The sequence below is a fragment of the Imhoffiella purpurea genome, assembly GCF_000585215.1.
Taxonomy (GTDB): domain Bacteria; phylum Pseudomonadota; class Gammaproteobacteria; order Chromatiales; family Chromatiaceae; genus Imhoffiella; species Imhoffiella purpurea.
This window is the reverse complement of record NZ_AONC01000015.1, coordinates 46,656-63,535: the sequence shown is the minus strand read 5'-3', so window position 1 is coordinate 63,535 and position 16,880 is coordinate 46,656. Positions and strand designations below refer to the sequence as shown.

Genomic DNA, 16,880 nt, shown 5'->3' with positions numbered 1-16,880 from the left:
GCTCGTTGATGATGTTCACCCGAAGGAGGGTTCGCCCCAGCGGGCGCCCATCGCCGAGGATTCAGGCGTATGAACGAGCTCATGAGAACAGCTCGACCTCCCCTTCGACACGGGATTGGCGCAGGCTCTCACTGTAACTCAGCTCGCGCTCGATAATGGTGTCGTTGTGCATGCTGCGCAGCTTCTTGACCAGAACCCTCCCGCTCGTCGGGAAGAAGTAGATCTTCCTCGGATAGTTGCCGAGCAGATCCTTGGCCACCACGGGCACCCCCTCGGTCGCCAGATAGTCGATCACGAAACGCGCGTTGCGCTCCCCGACGATATGGTTCTTGAAGCCAGGGAGCACATTGCCGCCTCCGAACACCTTGGCCTCCAGATTGGCGCGGCGCGCGCCGAGCTTGAGCAGCTGGTTGATCAGGATCTCCATGGCATAGTCGCCGTAGCGCATGGAGCGTCCGAACCGGCTGTCCTCGTCGCGCTTGTCGTCCGGCAGCATGAAATGATTGATCCCGCCGATCCCGCTGATCCGATCGCGCACGCAGGCCCCGACGCAGGATCCGAGCACGGTCACCATCAGGATCTCGCGTGTCGACACGTAATACTCCCCCGGCAATATCTTGACCGCGTCCATCTCGAAGTTGCGGTCGTAGTAGAGATTAGGTGCCAGAACCTCCTCGAAACTCTGTTGCATCTTGGTCCTGTCTCTCAGTTGCGGGCGACGGGCGCGTACACGGTCTTTCCCTGCAGTCGGAACCGGTCCGCGACATGCGTGAGACTCTCGGAGTGGCCGACGAAGAGCAGACCATCCTGGCGAAGCAGTGGATGGAACCGTGTCAGGATCCGGGACTGCGTTTCCTTATCGAAATAGATCAGCACGTTGCGACAGAATATCCCATCGAAAGGTCCCTTCATCGGCCAGCGGTCGGCCAACAGGTTCAGGGAGTGAAAACTGACCAGATCGCGCACCTCGGGGCGTACCCGCGCCATGCCTTCATTTCGCCCCTTGCCACGCTGGAAAAAACGCTTGAGGTCCTTCCCGGGCAACTTCTCGACCCGTTCGAGCGGATAGATCCCCTCCGACGCCTGCCGAACCACATTGGTATCCAAGTCGGTCGCCAGAATCTTCACCGGCGGCTTCCAGGACTCGAAGGTGTCGATCAGGGTCATCGCCATCGAGTAGGGCTCTTCTCCGGTCGAACAGGCGGAAGACCAGAATGAGAGCTGCGCCCGCCCCTGCCCCTTGGCGTCGAGCGCAAGCTTCGCCAGCACCGGAAAATGGTGCGCCTCGCGAAAAAAGGAAGTCAGATTGGTCGTCAGGGAATTGATGAACGGTTGCCATTCCTCCGGACTGGCGTCGAGGAGTGCCAGATATTCCTGAAACGAGGTCAATGCGTTCGCGCGAAGCCGCCGGGCGATTCGGCTGTAGACCATGTCGACCTTGGCGGGGCTGAGCGAGATTCCGGCGTGCTCATAGATGAGCGAACGGATCTTCTCGAAATCCTTCGGCGTGAAAAGGAACTCGCGCTCACGCATCGATCGGAGCACCCACAGAACAACGCGCTGTAATCCGCGCCTCGTCTCCGCACATGTCTCTCAGCCTCGTTCCGTCGGGATAGCGGCTCGATGGATTCCCATGGATTCAATAGGCGCCCATCTGGGCCTGGTCGACCAGGCCCATCTCGCCGCTGGTCATGAGTTTCTCGATATCGACCATGATCACCATGCGCTCGTCGAACGTGGCCAGGCCATCGATATAGTCGGTATCCAGGATGGCGCCGAACTCGGGGGCCGGACGGACCTGCTCGCGATCGAGCGCGATCACGTCGGACACCCCGTCGACCACGATTCCCAGTACCCGACCGGCGATATTGAGGATGATGACGACCGTGAACTGGTTGTATTCGGCCTGACCCAGATTGAACTTGAGGCGCATATCGATGATGGGAACGATGATGCCCCGCATGTTGATGACGCCCTTGATGAAGGACGGCGAGTTGGCGATCTTGGTCACGGCATCGTAGCCGCGGATTTCCTGAACCTTCAGGATGTCGATGCCATATTCCTCGTCGCCCAGGGTGAAGGTCAGATATTCCCGCGAGTCCTCGCCGCCTTGTGCAGCACCATCCTTGCGATCTTCGTTCATGTTGGTTACCCCATCGGATAGCCGGACCATCGGTCCGCGACTCTGAGTTCATGCCGCCTTGCGATTGAGCCTCACCAGCGCGTCCACGTCCAGGATCAAGGCCACGCGACCATCGCCCATGATGGTCGCGCCCGAGACGCCCTCGACCTTGCGATAGTTGGTCTCCAGGCTCTTGATGACGACCTGATGCTGAGCCACCAGCTCGTCGACCTGCAGCGCCGCGCGCCCTTCGACCGTATCCACGATCACCAGGATGCCCTCCTCCTGCTGCACGGGCTCTCCGTCCAGACTGAAGACATCGCGAAGCACGACCAAGGGCAGATACTCTCCGTTCACCTGGACCACCTGACCGCGGCCGGCGACGGACTTGAACTGCTCGCGACGCGGCTGGATCGATTCCTGGATGGCGGTGAGCGGCAGAATGAAGATCTCATCGCCCATGCGCACGGACAAACCATCGAGGATCGCCAAGGTCAGTGGTAGGCGAATGGTGATGTGCGTCCCCTGCCCGGGATAGGAATCGATGTCGACGCGTCCGTTCATCTCCTCGATGTTGCGCCGCACCACGTCCATGCCGACACCGCGACCCGAGATGTCCGTGACCCGTTCGGCGGTGGAGAATCCGGGGTGGAATATGAGCTGCCAGACCTCCTTGTCGGAAGGGTTTTCCGGCATCTGGATCCCCTGCTTGGCGGCCTTGGCCAGCAATTTGTCGCGATTCAGGCCGGCGCCGTCATCCGTCACCTCGACCACCACGCTACCGCCGCGGTGGCTGGCGCGCAGGATGATTTCGCCGGTTTCGGGCTTGCCGGCCTCGTGCCGTCGCTCGGGCGTTTCGATACCGTGATCGATGCTGTTGCGCACCAGATGATTGAGCGGATCGGCCATCCGCTCGATCAGTCCCTTGTCGAGCTCCGTGTCCTCGCCGATGAGCTTGAGCGAGACGCGCTTGCCGAGCGATGCCGCCGTATCCCGCACCACCCGCGGGAAACGGTTGAAGACGAAGCTGATCGGCATCATGCGAATCGACATGACCGCCTGCTGGAGGTCGCGCGAGTTGCGCTCGAGGTTGGACAGACCGCTGAAGATGCGATCGTTGATGACCGGATCCAGCCGAGAGGCGGACTCGGCGAGCATGGCATGGGTGATGACCAGCTCCCCCACCAGATTGATGAGCTGATCCACCTTCTCGACGCTCACCCGGATGGACGAGTCGCCGGAGGATGGCCGCCTGGCCGCCCCGGCCGCCTTCTTGGGGGCGATGGCTATAGAAGCCGTATCGGCCGCGGTCGGCTTGTCGGCCGCGTCGTCCTCGACCTCGGGAACGCCCGGGGAGGTATCGAAGAAGCCGTAGCCCCGTTCCTGGTCGACACGGTTTCGGTTGGAAACGGCAGCGACCCGATCCATGCCCGGGCTGCCACCGAAGAGTCCGAATCCGTCGAGCTCCTGATCGGACAGGGTCTCGCTGCCGGGCGCATCTGGGAAGAAACCGAAGCCATCGTCCTCCTCGTCCGACACCGCCTCGCCGCCAGGCGCCCCCGAAAAGAGGCCGAAGCCATCATATTCCTCGGTGAATCCGGCCTCGTCGACCGCTGCGTCACCCGCTGATGCAACCCCGACATCGCCGGCACGGACGCTGATCTCTCGCACATCGCAGACGAAGGCGAAGGTCTCGACGATGGCCTCGCGATCGAGGCCGGTCGTGATGCGCCATCGATGGGGACCCTCGCGATCCTCGCTCAGCACGTCCAATACCCCGATCTCGGCCAAGGCCTGCTTCAGGGCCTGGAGATCGGTCCCGGGCTGAAGCTTCAGCGACTCGGGAAGGAATTCGACCAGCCAGACGCGATCTGCCACCTGAATGGGATCGGTCGCCGGGGTCGGAGCGGGACCGGTACTCGAACCCGCCAGGGACAATGCCTCGAGCTTGCGGCACACCTCCTCGACCCGGGCATCCTCGAATTCGCCACCCTGCCGATGGGCGGCCAGCTGCTCTTTCAGCAGATCGCCGGCCCGCAGGAAGAGATCGATCATTTCGACCGTGGGCCGCGCCTCCTGCTTGCGCAAGCGGTCCAGGAGACTCTCGAGGCTATGGGTGAGGCTCGCCATGTCGGAGAAGCCGAAGGTCCCAGCCCCACCCTTGATGGAGTGGGCTGCACGAAAGATCGCGTTGAGCGTCTCCAGGTCGGGCGCCTCGACGTCGAGATCCAGGAGCAGGCCCTCCATCGCCGCGAGGTGCTCGCTCGCCTCGTCGAAGAACACCTGGTAGAACTGGCTCATGTCGATGGTCATTCCCCTTCCCCTCGCTGGTGTTGGTACGGCCGAGTCAGCCGATCACCTTGCGGACGACCTCGAGCAGTTTCTGCGGATCGAAGGGCTTGACCAGCCATCCGGTGGCCCCCGCCGCACGCCCCTGGCTTTTCATGGCATCGCTCGACTCGGTCGTCAGCATGAGGATCGGCACGGAGCGATACTGGGGCATGGCACGCAACTGCTTGATGAGACTGATGCCATCGAGCCGCGGCATGTTCTGGTCGGTGAAAATGAGATTGAAGTTCCCCGAACGGGCCTTGTCCAGGCCATCCTGGCCATCGACCGCCTCGGTCACCGAGTAGCCCGAATCCTTCAGGGTGAAGGACACCATCTGGCGGATGGACGGAGAATCGTCCACTGTGAGTATTGATTTAGCCATTGGCTGCGCCTTGAAAGCTCTCGTCGTTCTGATTCAAGAATGCGGCCCGGAAGGTGTCCAGGCCCTCGATGAAACTGAGCCCCGAACGCTCGGGAGCGCCAGGACGGATACACACTCTACCCCGCTTCCTCTACCCGCAGCCAGCGGCAAGCAACCGAATGTGTGCGGGATCGCATCCCGCCCGCGCCCACGAAAATCCACGCAAAGTGAAAAAAAACGTCATCGATCCGACCTTGCATGGCGGACGACCCGGCCAGATCGGGTATCAGGTGTGTGCGCTGATCCCTCCGTCTATATGTCCGATAAGCCACCAGGACAATGACAGAGATCCTCTCCCGGCCGAATTATTGAACCCCATCACACCCCCCAAGCACCGCACGAGCGTCCTGCGACCCATCGGGGGTCGTGGAAGGAAACCCCGCCCTCGATGCGGCTCCAATGTACGACTGCAGGCCCAGGTGCGGTATGCGAAAATTCCATCCTATTCGACGACAGGAGGTAATGCCGTCCATGCGACCGGAAGATCCAGTCCATCTCTCTTCAGCCCTGGCGCCATCGCTGCCTCGCCGACCCGGCGAGCGCATGCTGTGGGGGCGCCTCCATGGCGCCTCGCCCGGTCTGGCCGTCGCCAACGCCGCCAAGGTGCATGATGGCCTGATCCTGGTCGTCGCAAGCGACGTTCAAGCCGCCGGTCGGCTGCGCGAGGAACTGGATTTCTTTCTCTCCGATGCCGAGTTCCCGGTGCTGGGCTTTCCGGACTGGGAGACATTGCCCTACGACATCTTTTCGCCGCTGCCCGAGCTGGTCTCCGAACGTCTTCTGACACTGCACCGACTGCCGGAGCTCGCCCGAGGTGTCCTGGTGGTCCCGGTCGGAACCCTGATGCAGCGCCTTCCCCCACGCCATTATGTGGACAGTCAATCCTTGGATCTCAAGGTCGGCGACCGCTTGGATTTGGATGCCATGCGTCGTCGTCTCGAGCGCGCCGGCTATTCCTGTGTCTCGCAGGTCATGGGACACGGCGAGTACGCGGTGCGCGGATCGCTGCTGGACGTCTTCCCGATGGGCTGCCAAGCCCCTCTCCGGGTGGATCTTTTCGACCTCGAGGTGGAGAGCATCCGAACCTTCGATCCGGAGACCCAGCGCACACGCGACCGCATCGACCGGATCCGGGTACTTCCGGCACGCGAGTTCCCCTTCGACGAGGAGGCGATCGCGGGCTTCAGAAGGAGCTACCGGGCGAGCCTCGAGGGCGATCCCCAATCCAGCCTCGTCTACCGCGACGTCTCCGAGGGCCGCACGCCAGGGGGACTCGAATACTATCTGCCGCTCTTCTTCGAGGAGACGGCGACGCTCTTCGACTATCTGCCGAGCGCGACACTGGTCTTCGAGTCCCAGGATTCCAGGGAAACGGCCTCCGCCTTCTTCGACGGCGTCACGCAGCGATACGAACAGCGGCGTCATGATCGCGAACGCCCGCTGCTGGCACCGAACCGGCTCTATCTCGAACCCGACCAGCTCGCCTCGGCGCTCAACGGTCTCTCCGGCGTCAACTACCAGTCGCACGAGATCGCGGAACGGCGTCGCGGCTATGCGAGTCTAGCCAATTTCGCCACCGCGCTATTGCCTCCGCTCGCCATTCAGGCGCGCGCCGCCAAGCCCGCGCAGGCACTCGAGGACTTCATCGCCGCACCGGACCGCCGCACCCTGTTCGTCGCCGAGAGCACGGGCCGGCGCGAGATGCTGGCCGAACACCTGGCCGGCTTCGGCATCCGTCCGCGTCAGTTCGCCGGATGGGACGGATTCCTCGCCGGAAAGGACGCCATCGGCCTGACGGTCGCCCCGCTCGAGCAGGGGCTGCTGCTGGAGGACGCCGGCATCGCCGTCGTCACCGAAACTCAGCTCTATGGCGAACGCGTGCGCCAGGAGCGGCGCCGCCGCACCCGCGAGCGCGACAGCGATGCCATCGTCCGCAACCTCACCGAGCTCACCGAGGGTGCGCCGGTCGTCCACGAGGAGCACGGCGTCGGCCGCTACCTGGGACTGCAGACGCTGGACGTCGGCGGCATGACCGCCGAATTCCTCGCCCTGGAATATGCCAACGGCGACCGGCTCTACGTCCCGGTCAGCTCGCTGCATCTCATCTCGCGCTACACGGGGACCTCGCCCGAGAGCGCCCCGCTGCACCGACTGGGCGGCGACCAGTGGGAGAAGGTCAAGCGCAAGGCCGCGCAGAAGGCCCACGACGTGGCGGCCGAACTCCTGGACATCTATGCGCGCCGGGCGGCGCGTCAGGGCGTCGCCTGTCCCGAGGGCGGCGAGGAGTACGCCGCCTTCGCCGCGGCCTTCGCCTTCGAGGAGACCCCGGATCAGCTAAGGGCGATCGAATCGGTCCTGGACGACATGGCCTCCGACAAGCCCATGGACCGGGTGGTGTGCGGCGACGTCGGCTTCGGCAAGACCGAGGTCGCCATGCGCGCCGCCTTCATGGCGGTCAACGGCGGACGCCAGGTCGCGGTGCTGGTGCCCACCACCTTGCTGGCCCAGCAGCATTTCGAGAATTTCTCCGACCGCTTCGCCGACTGGCCGATCCGGGTCGAGAGCCTGTCGCGCTTCCGCACCGCCAAGGAGCAGAAGGGCGTGCTGGACGGGCTGGCCGAGGGCACCGTCGACATCGTGGTCGGCACGCACAAGCTGCTCCAGCCCAGCATCCGGTTCAAGAACCTGGGGCTCGCCATCATCGACGAGGAGCACCGCTTCGGGGTGCGTCACAAGGAGCAGCTCAAGAACCTGCGCAGCGAGGTCGACGTCCTGACCCTGACCGCCACGCCCATCCCGCGCACCCTCAACATGGCCATGTCCGGCATGCGCGATCTCTCCATCATCGCCACGCCGCCGGTCGAGCGCCATCCCATCAAGACCTTCGTCAGCCCCTGGAACGACGCCCTGGTCCAGGAGGCAGTGCTGCGCGAGCTCAAGCGCGGCGGCCAGGTCTATTTCCTCCACAACGAGGTGGAGACGATCGAGAACCAGGCCCAGAAGCTCCAGGAGCTGATCCCGGAGGCCCGGCTCCAGGTGGCGCACGGACAGATGCGCGAGCGCGACCTGGAGCGGGTGATGCGCGACTTCTATCACCAGCGCTTCAACCTGCTGGTCTGCACCACCATCGTCGAGAGCGGCATCGACGTCCCGAGCGCCAACACCATCGTCATCAACCGGGCCGACAAGCTAGGCCTGGCGCAGCTCCATCAGCTGCGCGGGCGGGTCGGACGCTCGCACCACCGCGCCTACGCCTATCTATTGACCCCGCCGACCAAGGCCATGACGGCCGACGCCAAGAAACGGCTGGAGGCGATCGAGTCGATGGAGGACCTGGGCGCCGGCTTCACCCTGGCGACTCACGACCTGGAGATCCGCGGCGCGGGCGAACTGCTCGGGGACGAGCAGTCGGGGCAGATCGCCGAGATCGGATTCACCCTCTACATGGAACTGCTGGAACGCGCGGTCGAGGCGCTCAAGGCCGGACGCTCGCCCGAGCTGGACCGCCCGCTCGATCACGGCACCGAGATCGATCTCGGCGTCCCGGCCCTGCTGCCGAGCGACTATCTTCCGGACGTGCATGCGCGCCTGGTGATGTACAAGCGCATCGCCAGCGCCCGGAATCCCGAGGAGCTGAAGGAGCTGCAGGTCGAGATGATCGACCGCTTCGGGCTGCTCCCCGAGCCGGCCAGGAACCTGCTCGAGATCACCGAGCTCAAGCTCAGGGTCCAGCCCTACGGCATCCGCAAGATCGAGGCGGGCCCCGCGAGCGGACGCATCCTCTTCGGCGACGAACCCAAGATCGAGCCGGTCAACCTCATCCGACTGATCCAGGCCAAGCCCAAGGAGTTCAAGCTCGAGGGCGGGGACAAGCTCAAGTTCTTCCGCGCCATGCCCGAGCCGCAGCAGCGACTACGGCAAGCCAATGCGGTGATCGACGAGCTGACCGGCTAGTTCAGGCCTTCTTCTGGCACCCCGACTCCGAGCAGACGCCGTAGATGACCAATGAATGCTCCTCGATCTCGAACCCGTTCTCGGCGGCGATCCGTGCCTGGCGCTCCTCGATGATGGAATCGGCGAACTCGACGATCTTGCCGCACTTGACGCACACCAGATGGTCGTGATGCTCGCCGCTGTTGAGCTCGAACACGGACTGGCCGCCCTCGAAATGGCGCCGGCAAACGAGGCCGGCGCTCTCGAACTGGGTGAGCACGCGATAGACGGTCGCCAGACCGATCTCTTCCTGCTGGCTCAGGAGCTCCTTGTAGACGTCCTCGGCGCTGAGATGTCGCTTTCCGCAATTCTCGAGGATGCTCAATATCTTGACCCGAGGTGCCGTGACCTTGAGTCCAGCCTGTTTGATCTGCTGGCTTTCCAATTGGATGTCTCCGTCAGGTACCGTCGGGCTCTCGATGGCCCTTGACGGCATGCCTTGCCATGCGCCCCTGTCAAGGGGGACCGGCGCTGCTGTATGATGCTGCGGTTTATCGCAAAGTCGTTATCAGAGCAAGATGCGAAAGATACTCAATTTTCCGATCATTGGCTGGCTTGCGGTCCTGGCAGTTGCGGGATGCGCGCGGGACAAGAAACCGGACGACTACCAGTCATCGGTTCTGGAAGACCTGCCCTTCGTCTATAAGATGACGGTTCAGCAGGGCAATATCATCACCGAGCAGATGGTCGACGATCTCGAACTCGGCATGACCAAGCGTCAGGTCGAATTCCTGCTGGGCACACCGTTGCTCATCGACTTCTTCCATACGAATCGCTGGGATTACGTCTACACGATCAAACGCGGACACGACCAGATGGAGGAACGCTCGCTGACGCTCTATTTCGAGGATGACGCACTGGTGCGCATCGCCGGCGACATGCGCCCCGATCCCCAGCGCAAGGCGAGCCAGGAGCCGACCGAGATCCTCGTCACCGTGCCGGACTACGAGCACCGCAAGGGGCTGATCAAACGCAGTCTGGAGGCGGTCGGTCTGGAACCCAAGGACTAGTTCAGGCCGCGGCCGGCTTGCGACCGCCTGCCGCTCCGGCCGCCCGCTGTTTGCGCGCGGCCTTGGGATCGGCAATGAGCGGGCGGTAGATCTCGATCCGGTCGCCGTCCTGGGGAACCTGGTTCAGCTTCGCGAGCTTGCCGAAGATGCCGACCTTGTTGACCGCCAGGTCGATCTCGGGAAAACGCGCCAGCACGCCGGACTGGGCGATCGTCTCCTCGACGCTGGTCCCGGCGGGGACCTCCAGATTGCGCAGGAATTGCTCATCGGCCCCGACGAAGGCGACCGAGACCTGCAGATAGTCGGTCATCTGTAGACCTCGTCGGCACGCTTGCAGAAGGCATCGACCAGGGTGTTGGCGATCTGGTTGAAGACGCTGCCGAAGGCCTTGTCGATCAGCTTGCCCGAGAACTCGAACTCCAGCTCCAGCTCCACCTTGGAGGCATCCTCGCGCAGCGCGGTGAAGCGCCAGCAGCCGTTCAGCTTGCGGAACGGCCCATCCAGGAGCTCGAGCGTCATCCAGGTATCGCGCTCGAAGCGATTGCAGGTGCTGAAGGTCTGACGGATGCCCATGCGGGCGACCTCGATCTGGCCGCAGATCTTCTCCTCTGTCTCGGACAGAACGCGGGTGCTGTGACACCAGGGCAGGAATTTGGGATAGGACCCCACGTCGTAGACGAGATCGAACATTTGCGATGCCGAATGCGACACCAGGGCGCTTTTCTTGACGGTAGCCACGATTTCTTCACGAACGAACGATTGAAAGACAACCCAGCCGTGTCTCCCCCCGGATCCGGATCGACCCGCAATCGGAGACATACCAGGCCGAGCTGAGTCGGTTGAGGAGCCTCTCAGACTCGGATCTGGTCACGCACCACATCGGCGAGCCGATTGGCGAGACGGTCGACCTGATCGGCATCGACTCCCTCGACCATGACCCGAACCAATGGCTCGGTACCCGATGGACGCAGCAGCACCCGCCCGCTGCCGGCGAGCTCGCGCTCGGCCTCGGCGACCGCCTCCCGAACCCGGGTCGAATCCATCACATTGCCGGCGCCGTCGAGACGCACGTTGACCAGCGCCTGAGGATAGAGCTCGACCTCCCGGCTCAGCGCGTCGAGCGTCATGTCGAGCCGCTCGATGGCCGTGAGAACCTGCAGGGCGGAGACGATCCCATCGCCGGTCGTGGTGCGGTCGCGGCAGATGATGTGCCCCGAGGGCTCGCCGCCGAGGATACCGTCCATGTGCTTGAGCCGCTCCATGATATAGCGGTCCCCGACCTTGGTGCGAAACAAGCCGATCCCCAGACGTTGCAGCGCATGCTCGAGGCCGAGATTGCTCATCAGGGTTCCGACCAGATCGCCGCGCATGGCGTCGGCCGCCATTCGGGACTTGGCGATGATGTAGAGCAGCTGATCGCCGTCGACCAGCCGGCCTTGCGAGTCGACCATGAGCACCCGGTCGCCGTCGCCGTCGAAGGCGATGCCCAGATCGGCGCCCTCCGCCACCACGGCCTGGCACAGCGCCTCGGGCCGGGTCGAGCCGACGTCCCGATTGATGTTGAATCCGTCGGGCTCGGTTCCGATCGAGACGACCGTGGCACCCAATTCCTCGAGGACGTGAGGGGCCGTGTTGTAGGTTGCGCCATGGGCGCAATCGACGACGATCTTGAGATCCCGGAAATTCATCGAGGACGGGATGGTGCTCTTGCAGAACTCGATATAGCGGCCGTTGGCGTCCTCGACCCGTTTCGCCTTGCCCAGACGGCTCGAATCCACCGTACACAGCGGGCGCTCGAGCTCGGACTCGATGGCCAATTCGATCTCGTCCGGCAGCTTGTCGCCGTCGGGCGAGAAGAATTTGATCCCGTTGTCCTGATAGGGATTGTGCGAGGCGGTGATGACGATGCCGGCGGAGGCCCGGAAGGCACGGGTCAGATAGGCCACGCCCGGGGTCGTCATGGGACCGAGCAGCCGAATGTCGACGCCCGAGGCCACCAGCCCCGCCTCCAGGGCCGACTCGAACATATAGCCTGAGATGCGGGTGTCCTTGCCGATCAGGATCTTGCCTCGGCCGTTGCCGAGGACGCGCCCGGCCGCCCAGCCGAGCTTGAGGACGAAATCCGGGGTGATGCACCCCTCGCCGACCCGACCGCGGATACCGTCCGTGCCGAAATACCGACGCATGGATCAGTGTTCCCCGGCCGGACGGCCCACGTGTCCGGTGTCGGAGAGATCCGAGTCGCCCCGAGGCGGATCCGCGGGGCGTTTGGTATCCTCGTCGTCCCAGTCGCGCGGAGGCCGGGGCGTGCGACCCTCCATGATGTCGCCGATCTGGTCCGAATCGATGGTCTCGTACTTCATCAGCGCCTCGGCCATGGCGTGAAGCTTGTCCATGTTCTCGACCAACAGGGTCCGGGCGCGCTCGTAGTTTCGATCGATGAAGTCGCGGATCTCTTCGTCGATGAGATGGGTGGTCTCGTCCGACACGCTCTTGTGCTGGGTGACCGAGTGCCCCAGGAAGACCTCCTGCTCCTCCTCGCTATAGGTGAGCGGTCCCAGCTTGTCGGACAGGCCCCACTTGGTCACCATATTCCTGGCGATCTCGGTCGCGCGATGGATGTCGTTCTGCGCTCCCGTGGTCACGCTCTCCTCGCCGAAGATCAGCTCCTCCGCCACGCGCCCGCCGAACAGGCTGGATATCTGGCTCTCGAGCCGCTGCTTGCTGTAGCTGAAGCGGTCGTCCTCGGGCAGGAAGAGGGTCACGCCCAGGGCGCGACCGCGCGGAATGATGCTGACCTTGTGCACCGGATCGTGGTCCGGAACCAGACGGCCGACGATGGCGTGACCCGACTCGTGGTAGGCGGTCAGGCGCTTCTCGTCCTGGGACATCACCATGGAGCGGCGCTCGGCGCCCATCATGATCTTGTCCTTGGCCTTCTCCATGTCGTCCATGTCGACCAGCTTCTTGTTGGCGCGCGCGGCGAACAGGGCGCCCTCGTTGACCAGATTGGCCAGATCGGCGCCCGAGAACCCGGGCGTCCCCCGAGCAAGGATGGATGCCTTGACGTCCTCGGCCACCGGCACCTTGCGCATATGCACCTTGAGGATCTGCTCGCGGCCGCGCACGTCGGGCAGCGGCACCACCACCTGGCGGTCGAAGCGACCGGGACGCAGCAGCGCGGGATCCAGGACGTCCGGGCGGTTGGTGGCGGCGATCACGATCACGCCCTCGTTGCCCTCGAAGCCGTCCATCTCGACCAGCAGCTGGTTGAGCGTCTGTTCGCGCTCGTCGTGTCCGCCGCCGAGGCCCGCGCCGCGATGCCGTCCGACGGCGTCGATCTCGTCGATGAAGATGATGCAGGGCGCGTGCTTCTTCGCCTGCTCGAACATGTCGCGCACACGCGAGGCACCGACGCCGACGAACATCTCGACGAAGTCCGAGCCCGAGATGGTGAAGAAGGGCACCTTGGCCTCGCCGGCGATAGCGCGTGCCAGCAAGGTCTTGCCGGTACCGGGCGGCCCCACCATGAGCACGCCCTTGGGAATCTTGCCGCCGAGCTTCTGGAACTTGGTCGGATCCTTGAGGAAGTCGACCATCTCGGTGACCTCCTCCTTGGCCTCCTCGGCCCCGGCCACGTCCTGGAAGGTGACCTTGATCTGGTCCTCGGAGAGCATGCGCGCCCGGCTCTTGCCGAACGACATGGCGCCCCGACCACCGGCCCCACCCTGCATCTGACGCATGAAGAGGATCCAGAGACCAATCAGGATCAGCAGCGGGAACCAGTTGATCAGGATCTGCATCAGGACCGACTGCTTCTCGGGCGGCGCCGCCTTGATCACCACGTTGTGGTTCAGCAAATCGCCGACCAGGCCGTCGTCTCCCGGGCTGAAGGTCGTGAAACGCTGACCGGACTCGTTGACGCCCTCGATGGTCCGCCCCTGGATGGTGACTTCCTTGACGCCACCCTGCTTCACCTGCTCGATGAAATCCGAATAGTTCAGGTTTCTCGGGGTCGATTGGGTGGCGGTGAAATTGTTGAACACGGACATCAGCACGATGGCGATGACCACCCAAAGAAGAAGATTTTTCGCCATGTCACTCACGGCTGATAGCCCCTAGTGGTTGTCTTTCTTTACGCATGCAGAGGTGGACCGGTGAACTTAGCACCGACGCTCTAGCGATTAAAGCCTTTCGCGACCAGATAGAGCTCGCGGCTCTCGGCGCGCGAGGACTTGGGCTTGCGGCTCGCCACCTGACGGAAGGTCCCCCGGAGGTCGCGCAGAAAGGCATCGAAACCGACGCCCTGAAATGCCTTGGTCACGAAGGTTCCGCCCGGTTTCAGCTGCTCGCGCGCCAGTTCCAGCGCCAGCTCGAGCAGGTACATGCTGCGATTCTGATCCACGACGGCCGTCCCCGTCATATTGGGCGCCATGTCGGACATCACCAGATCCAAAGGATCCTGACCCAGCATCTCGCGCAGCGAAACCAGGATCGCTTCCTCGCGGAAATCGCCCTGGAGGATCTCGACCCCGGCGAGCGGCTCCATCGGCAGGATGTCCAGCGCGATGACGCGCCCCTTGTCCCCGACCAGTTGCGCCGCGATCTGCGACCAGCTGCCAGGGGCTGCGCCGAGATCGACCACGCGCATCCCGGAAGCGAGCAGACGGTCCTTCTCCTGGAGCTCGAGCAGCTTGTAGGCGGCCCGCGAACGGTAGCCGTCGAGCTGAGAGCGCTTGACGAAGGGATCGTTGACGTGGCGATCGAGCCAGCGTCGACTGGATTTGCTTCTTGCCATGAACCAGGAATGAGAAATTAAGTGCGAGCCGAGACGACGACAATAACCAAGTCGGCTGCTTAGGCTAACACATTCCGCGCCAGGCTCCGGCGAACAAATTCGTCATCAGATATCGTGGACCCAGCGGAAACGGAAGATCTCCAGCAGAACGCCGGCCGTTCCACCGCCGAAGAGACCGCCCAGAATCGCCTGCTGGATCTCGAGATGCATGGTCTCGCTCGCGATCAGGGACATCCCCTCGCCCAGGTTCAGCAGCGGGCCGGCGACCATCCAGACGCTACCGGCCGCAACGCCCGCGAGGATCGCCATGATGAATGCCTCGATCAGATAGCAGGGATGGGATTCGAGACGTATCCGCCGGGAAAGACCGACCCACCAACGCACCGTCGAGACATAGAGGACGCCGTTGACGCTGACCACGAAGGCAAGCGTGGCGAAGATCGGAAACGGATGCGGATGCAGAGGTTCGGCCACGGCCACGACGGCACCGCCGATGATGCCGGTCGCCAGACCGGCCAGGGCCTTGCCGGGCACATGGCGCGAGCAGCGCTTGGGAAAGGCGACGGTGAGACCGACCGTCGCCGCGACGGCCGCGGCCAGTAGCGCGACATCGGCGAGCGAGACCTGCCCCGACAGCAGTATCAGCAGCATGACGCCGACGACCGCACCCAACCCGGTGCTGATCAGGGCCAGCTCGCGCGCACCATAGAGGACGGCCCCCACCCCACCCGCAACCGAGGCGGCGATGACATAGGAGAAATAGCCCAATCCCACACCCTCGAGCAGGAGCACGAGCCCGGTGAAGAGTGGGGCATAGATCATCCCGATCAGGCTCCAGACGATACCCCTGAGAAAGGCGAGTCTGACGCGGGAGCCCAGGGAGAGATCGACATCGTCCAGAGGGGTGTAGGGACGTGCATTGGCGAATTCGGTCGAACTCTCGGGAGACATGGCGATACCACTGCGATACGACTACGACATCTGTATTGAGAGGATGCACCCATGCGGGCATTCCTCCCCATGACCCAGCTCAACCGCGATGGCGAAAGCCTTGGAAACGGCTTGGACCAGGGCGAAATATCATGGCGGGCTCGACTCGAATACTAACGAAGGCCGCCTGTCTCCGGCGAGAAGAGAGTCACATGTAAACGAAAAACGGGGCCATCGGCCCCGTCAGCATCCGATCCGAGGGATCGAGCTCGATGGCGATCAACCGGCCCGAAGGGTCCAGGACGCGCACCAGCCGTTCACGTTGATCAGCTTGCCGGGGAACAGCTGGCAGCCCTTCCACTCGTCCGTTGCGCCCGCAGCGTCGGGGAGCATGAACTGGCAGTTGGCGCAATGCTGTTCCTCCGGGGGCAAACCGGGGCGAGCGGCCGCGACACGATCGGACTGGGTGGCGTCCGCATGGTATTTCAGGGCCACGGCGGTCGGGTCATCGGCGGCCACGGCATTCGCAGGAGCCTGAGCGCGAGCGGTGCCGACACCGACCAGGTTGATCACAGGAATCGCTGCGGCGGTACCCAGCATCACTTTGACGGCGTCGCGACGGCTCTTGCAGATTGGCTTATCGGACATTGGTGTCACTCCTAAAGGGAATTAGGCACAGTTGTACTGATCTCGAAACTCCCGGCCGAGTGCCGAGAGCCGCTCAGCATTGTGCATCACCAGGCCGAAAAAGGCGAGTCATTCACTTAGTAATCCTCGGACGAACGCGACCCAGATCAATTGAGATAGGTGCCTGCACCCAGATAATGCGCCCGCCAATAGGGGGTGTTCAAACGAGCCAGGCGGACCCGGCTGCGCGAGCTCGAGGCATGCACGAAGCGCTCTCGATCGACCATCAAGCCGACATGATAGACACCGGGCGCCGTCTTGAAGAACACCATGTCGCCCGAGCGCAGCCGATCGATCGGGATCGGCCTGGACGCCTTTTTCTGCGCCTTGGCCGTGCGCGGGATACTGACCCCGACTCGGTGATGGGCATAGAAGGTGAGACCACTGCAATCGAATCCTTCGCGAGGCGATTCGCCCCCATAGACGTAGGGTGAGCCGATCAGGGACAGACCGGCGAGGACGAGATCCGCTCTGCGCCCGGCATCCCCCCCGTCCTCGCGACTGCCGACTCCCGAACAGCCGGATACCAGCATCAGCATGGTCGCCAGTCCGAAAGGCACCCAAGCACCAGCCCCAGATATCCTCATA

Annotated in this window: 16 protein-coding genes; 2 read left to right on the top strand and 14 right to left on the bottom strand. The window is 63.5% G+C overall.

Translation table 11 applies throughout. The annotated features are described in order from the left end of the window. Nucleotides 1–79: 79 nt before the first annotated feature. The 5 genes from cheD to D779_RS05620 form a co-directional block, all read right to left on the bottom strand. The gene (gene cheD, locus D779_RS05640) at nucleotides 80–691 is read right to left on the bottom strand and encodes a chemoreceptor glutamine deamidase CheD (RefSeq protein WP_043750756.1); all 612 of its coding nucleotides are present in this window, start codon (nucleotides 689–691) and stop codon (nucleotides 80–82) included. 14 nt (nucleotides 692–705) lie between these two features. Further along, a complete protein-coding gene (locus D779_RS05635) occupies nucleotides 706–1,533 on the bottom strand; it encodes a CheR family methyltransferase (RefSeq protein ID WP_043750754.1) in 828 nt (275 codons plus the stop codon). A 106-nt stretch (nucleotides 1,534–1,639) separates the two neighbouring features. Beyond that, nucleotides 1,640–2,143: a chemotaxis protein CheW gene (locus D779_RS05630; RefSeq protein ID WP_043750751.1), complete on the bottom strand. Its 504-nt coding sequence runs from the start codon at nucleotides 2,141–2,143 to the stop codon at nucleotides 1,640–1,642. 48 nt (nucleotides 2,144–2,191) lie between these two features. After that, nucleotides 2,192–4,435: a chemotaxis protein CheW gene (locus tag D779_RS05625; RefSeq protein WP_043750748.1), complete on the bottom strand. Its 2,244-nt coding sequence runs from the start codon at nucleotides 4,433–4,435 to the stop codon at nucleotides 2,192–2,194. Nucleotides 4,436–4,469: 34 nt separating this feature from the next. Next, on the bottom strand, nucleotides 4,470–4,835 hold the full coding sequence (locus D779_RS05620) for a response regulator (RefSeq protein WP_043750745.1): 366 nt from the start codon (nucleotides 4,833–4,835) through the stop codon (nucleotides 4,470–4,472). Nucleotides 4,836–5,345: 510 nt separating this feature from the next. On the opposite strand from D779_RS05620, the gene mfd reads away from it, so the two are divergent. Then, entirely contained in the window at nucleotides 5,346–8,828 is a 3,483-nt protein-coding gene (gene mfd / locus D779_RS05615) for a transcription-repair coupling factor (protein ID WP_081763346.1), read from the top strand. Nucleotide 8,829: 1 nt separating this feature from the next. On the opposite strand, the gene fur is transcribed toward mfd, so the two are convergent. Next, nucleotides 8,830–9,252, bottom strand: a complete 423-nt coding sequence (gene fur, locus D779_RS05610; protein ID WP_043750742.1) for a ferric iron uptake transcriptional regulator — start codon at nucleotides 9,250–9,252, stop codon at nucleotides 8,830–8,832. A gap of 133 nt (nucleotides 9,253–9,385) precedes the next feature. Here fur and D779_RS05605 point away from each other — a divergent pair, with 133 nt between their 5' ends. Next, the gene (locus tag D779_RS05605) at nucleotides 9,386–9,877 is read left to right on the top strand and encodes an outer membrane protein assembly factor BamE (RefSeq protein WP_043750739.1); all 492 of its coding nucleotides are present in this window, start codon (nucleotides 9,386–9,388) and stop codon (nucleotides 9,875–9,877) included. Between the two features lies 1 nt (nucleotide 9,878). Here D779_RS05605 and D779_RS05600 read toward each other — a convergent pair whose 3' ends face one another. From D779_RS05600 to D779_RS05565, 8 genes are all read right to left on the bottom strand, one after another. Next, the gene (locus D779_RS05600) at nucleotides 9,879–10,187 is read right to left on the bottom strand and encodes an RnfH family protein (protein ID WP_043750735.1); all 309 of its coding nucleotides are present in this window, start codon (nucleotides 10,185–10,187) and stop codon (nucleotides 9,879–9,881) included. Further along, nucleotides 10,184–10,615, bottom strand: coding sequence for a type II toxin-antitoxin system RatA family toxin (locus D779_RS05595; RefSeq protein WP_043750732.1), 432 nt, complete (start codon nucleotides 10,613–10,615; stop codon nucleotides 10,184–10,186). Before D779_RS05595 ends, D779_RS05600 begins: the two co-directional genes overlap by 4 nt. A gap of 113 nt (nucleotides 10,616–10,728) precedes the next feature. Beyond that, nucleotides 10,729–12,063: a phosphoglucosamine mutase gene (gene glmM / locus D779_RS05590; protein ID WP_043750729.1), complete on the bottom strand. Its 1,335-nt coding sequence runs from the start codon at nucleotides 12,061–12,063 to the stop codon at nucleotides 10,729–10,731. Between the two features lie 3 nt (nucleotides 12,064–12,066). Next, nucleotides 12,067–13,974 carry an ATP-dependent zinc metalloprotease FtsH gene (gene ftsH, locus D779_RS05585; protein ID WP_198295672.1) on the bottom strand — a complete coding sequence of 636 codons (1,908 nt, stop codon included), beginning with the start codon at nucleotides 13,972–13,974 and terminating at the stop codon, nucleotides 12,067–12,069. 80 nt (nucleotides 13,975–14,054) lie between these two features. Next, nucleotides 14,055–14,675 (bottom strand): 23S rRNA (uridine(2552)-2'-O)-methyltransferase RlmE, encoded by a 621-nt coding sequence (gene rlmE / locus D779_RS05580; protein WP_043750725.1) that lies wholly within the window; start codon nucleotides 14,673–14,675, stop codon nucleotides 14,055–14,057. A 105-nt stretch (nucleotides 14,676–14,780) separates the two neighbouring features. Next, nucleotides 14,781–15,626 carry a hypothetical protein gene (locus D779_RS05575; RefSeq protein WP_043750720.1) on the bottom strand — a complete coding sequence of 282 codons (846 nt, stop codon included), beginning with the start codon at nucleotides 15,624–15,626 and terminating at the stop codon, nucleotides 14,781–14,783. Between the two features lie 258 nt (nucleotides 15,627–15,884). Then, nucleotides 15,885–16,253 carry a high-potential iron-sulfur protein gene (locus D779_RS05570; protein WP_043750717.1) on the bottom strand — a complete coding sequence of 123 codons (369 nt, stop codon included), beginning with the start codon at nucleotides 16,251–16,253 and terminating at the stop codon, nucleotides 15,885–15,887. 146 nt (nucleotides 16,254–16,399) lie between these two features. Then, nucleotides 16,400–16,831, bottom strand: a complete 432-nt coding sequence (locus D779_RS05565; RefSeq protein ID WP_094300760.1) for a C40 family peptidase — start codon at nucleotides 16,829–16,831, stop codon at nucleotides 16,400–16,402. Between the last annotated feature and the right edge of the window lie 49 nt (nucleotides 16,832–16,880).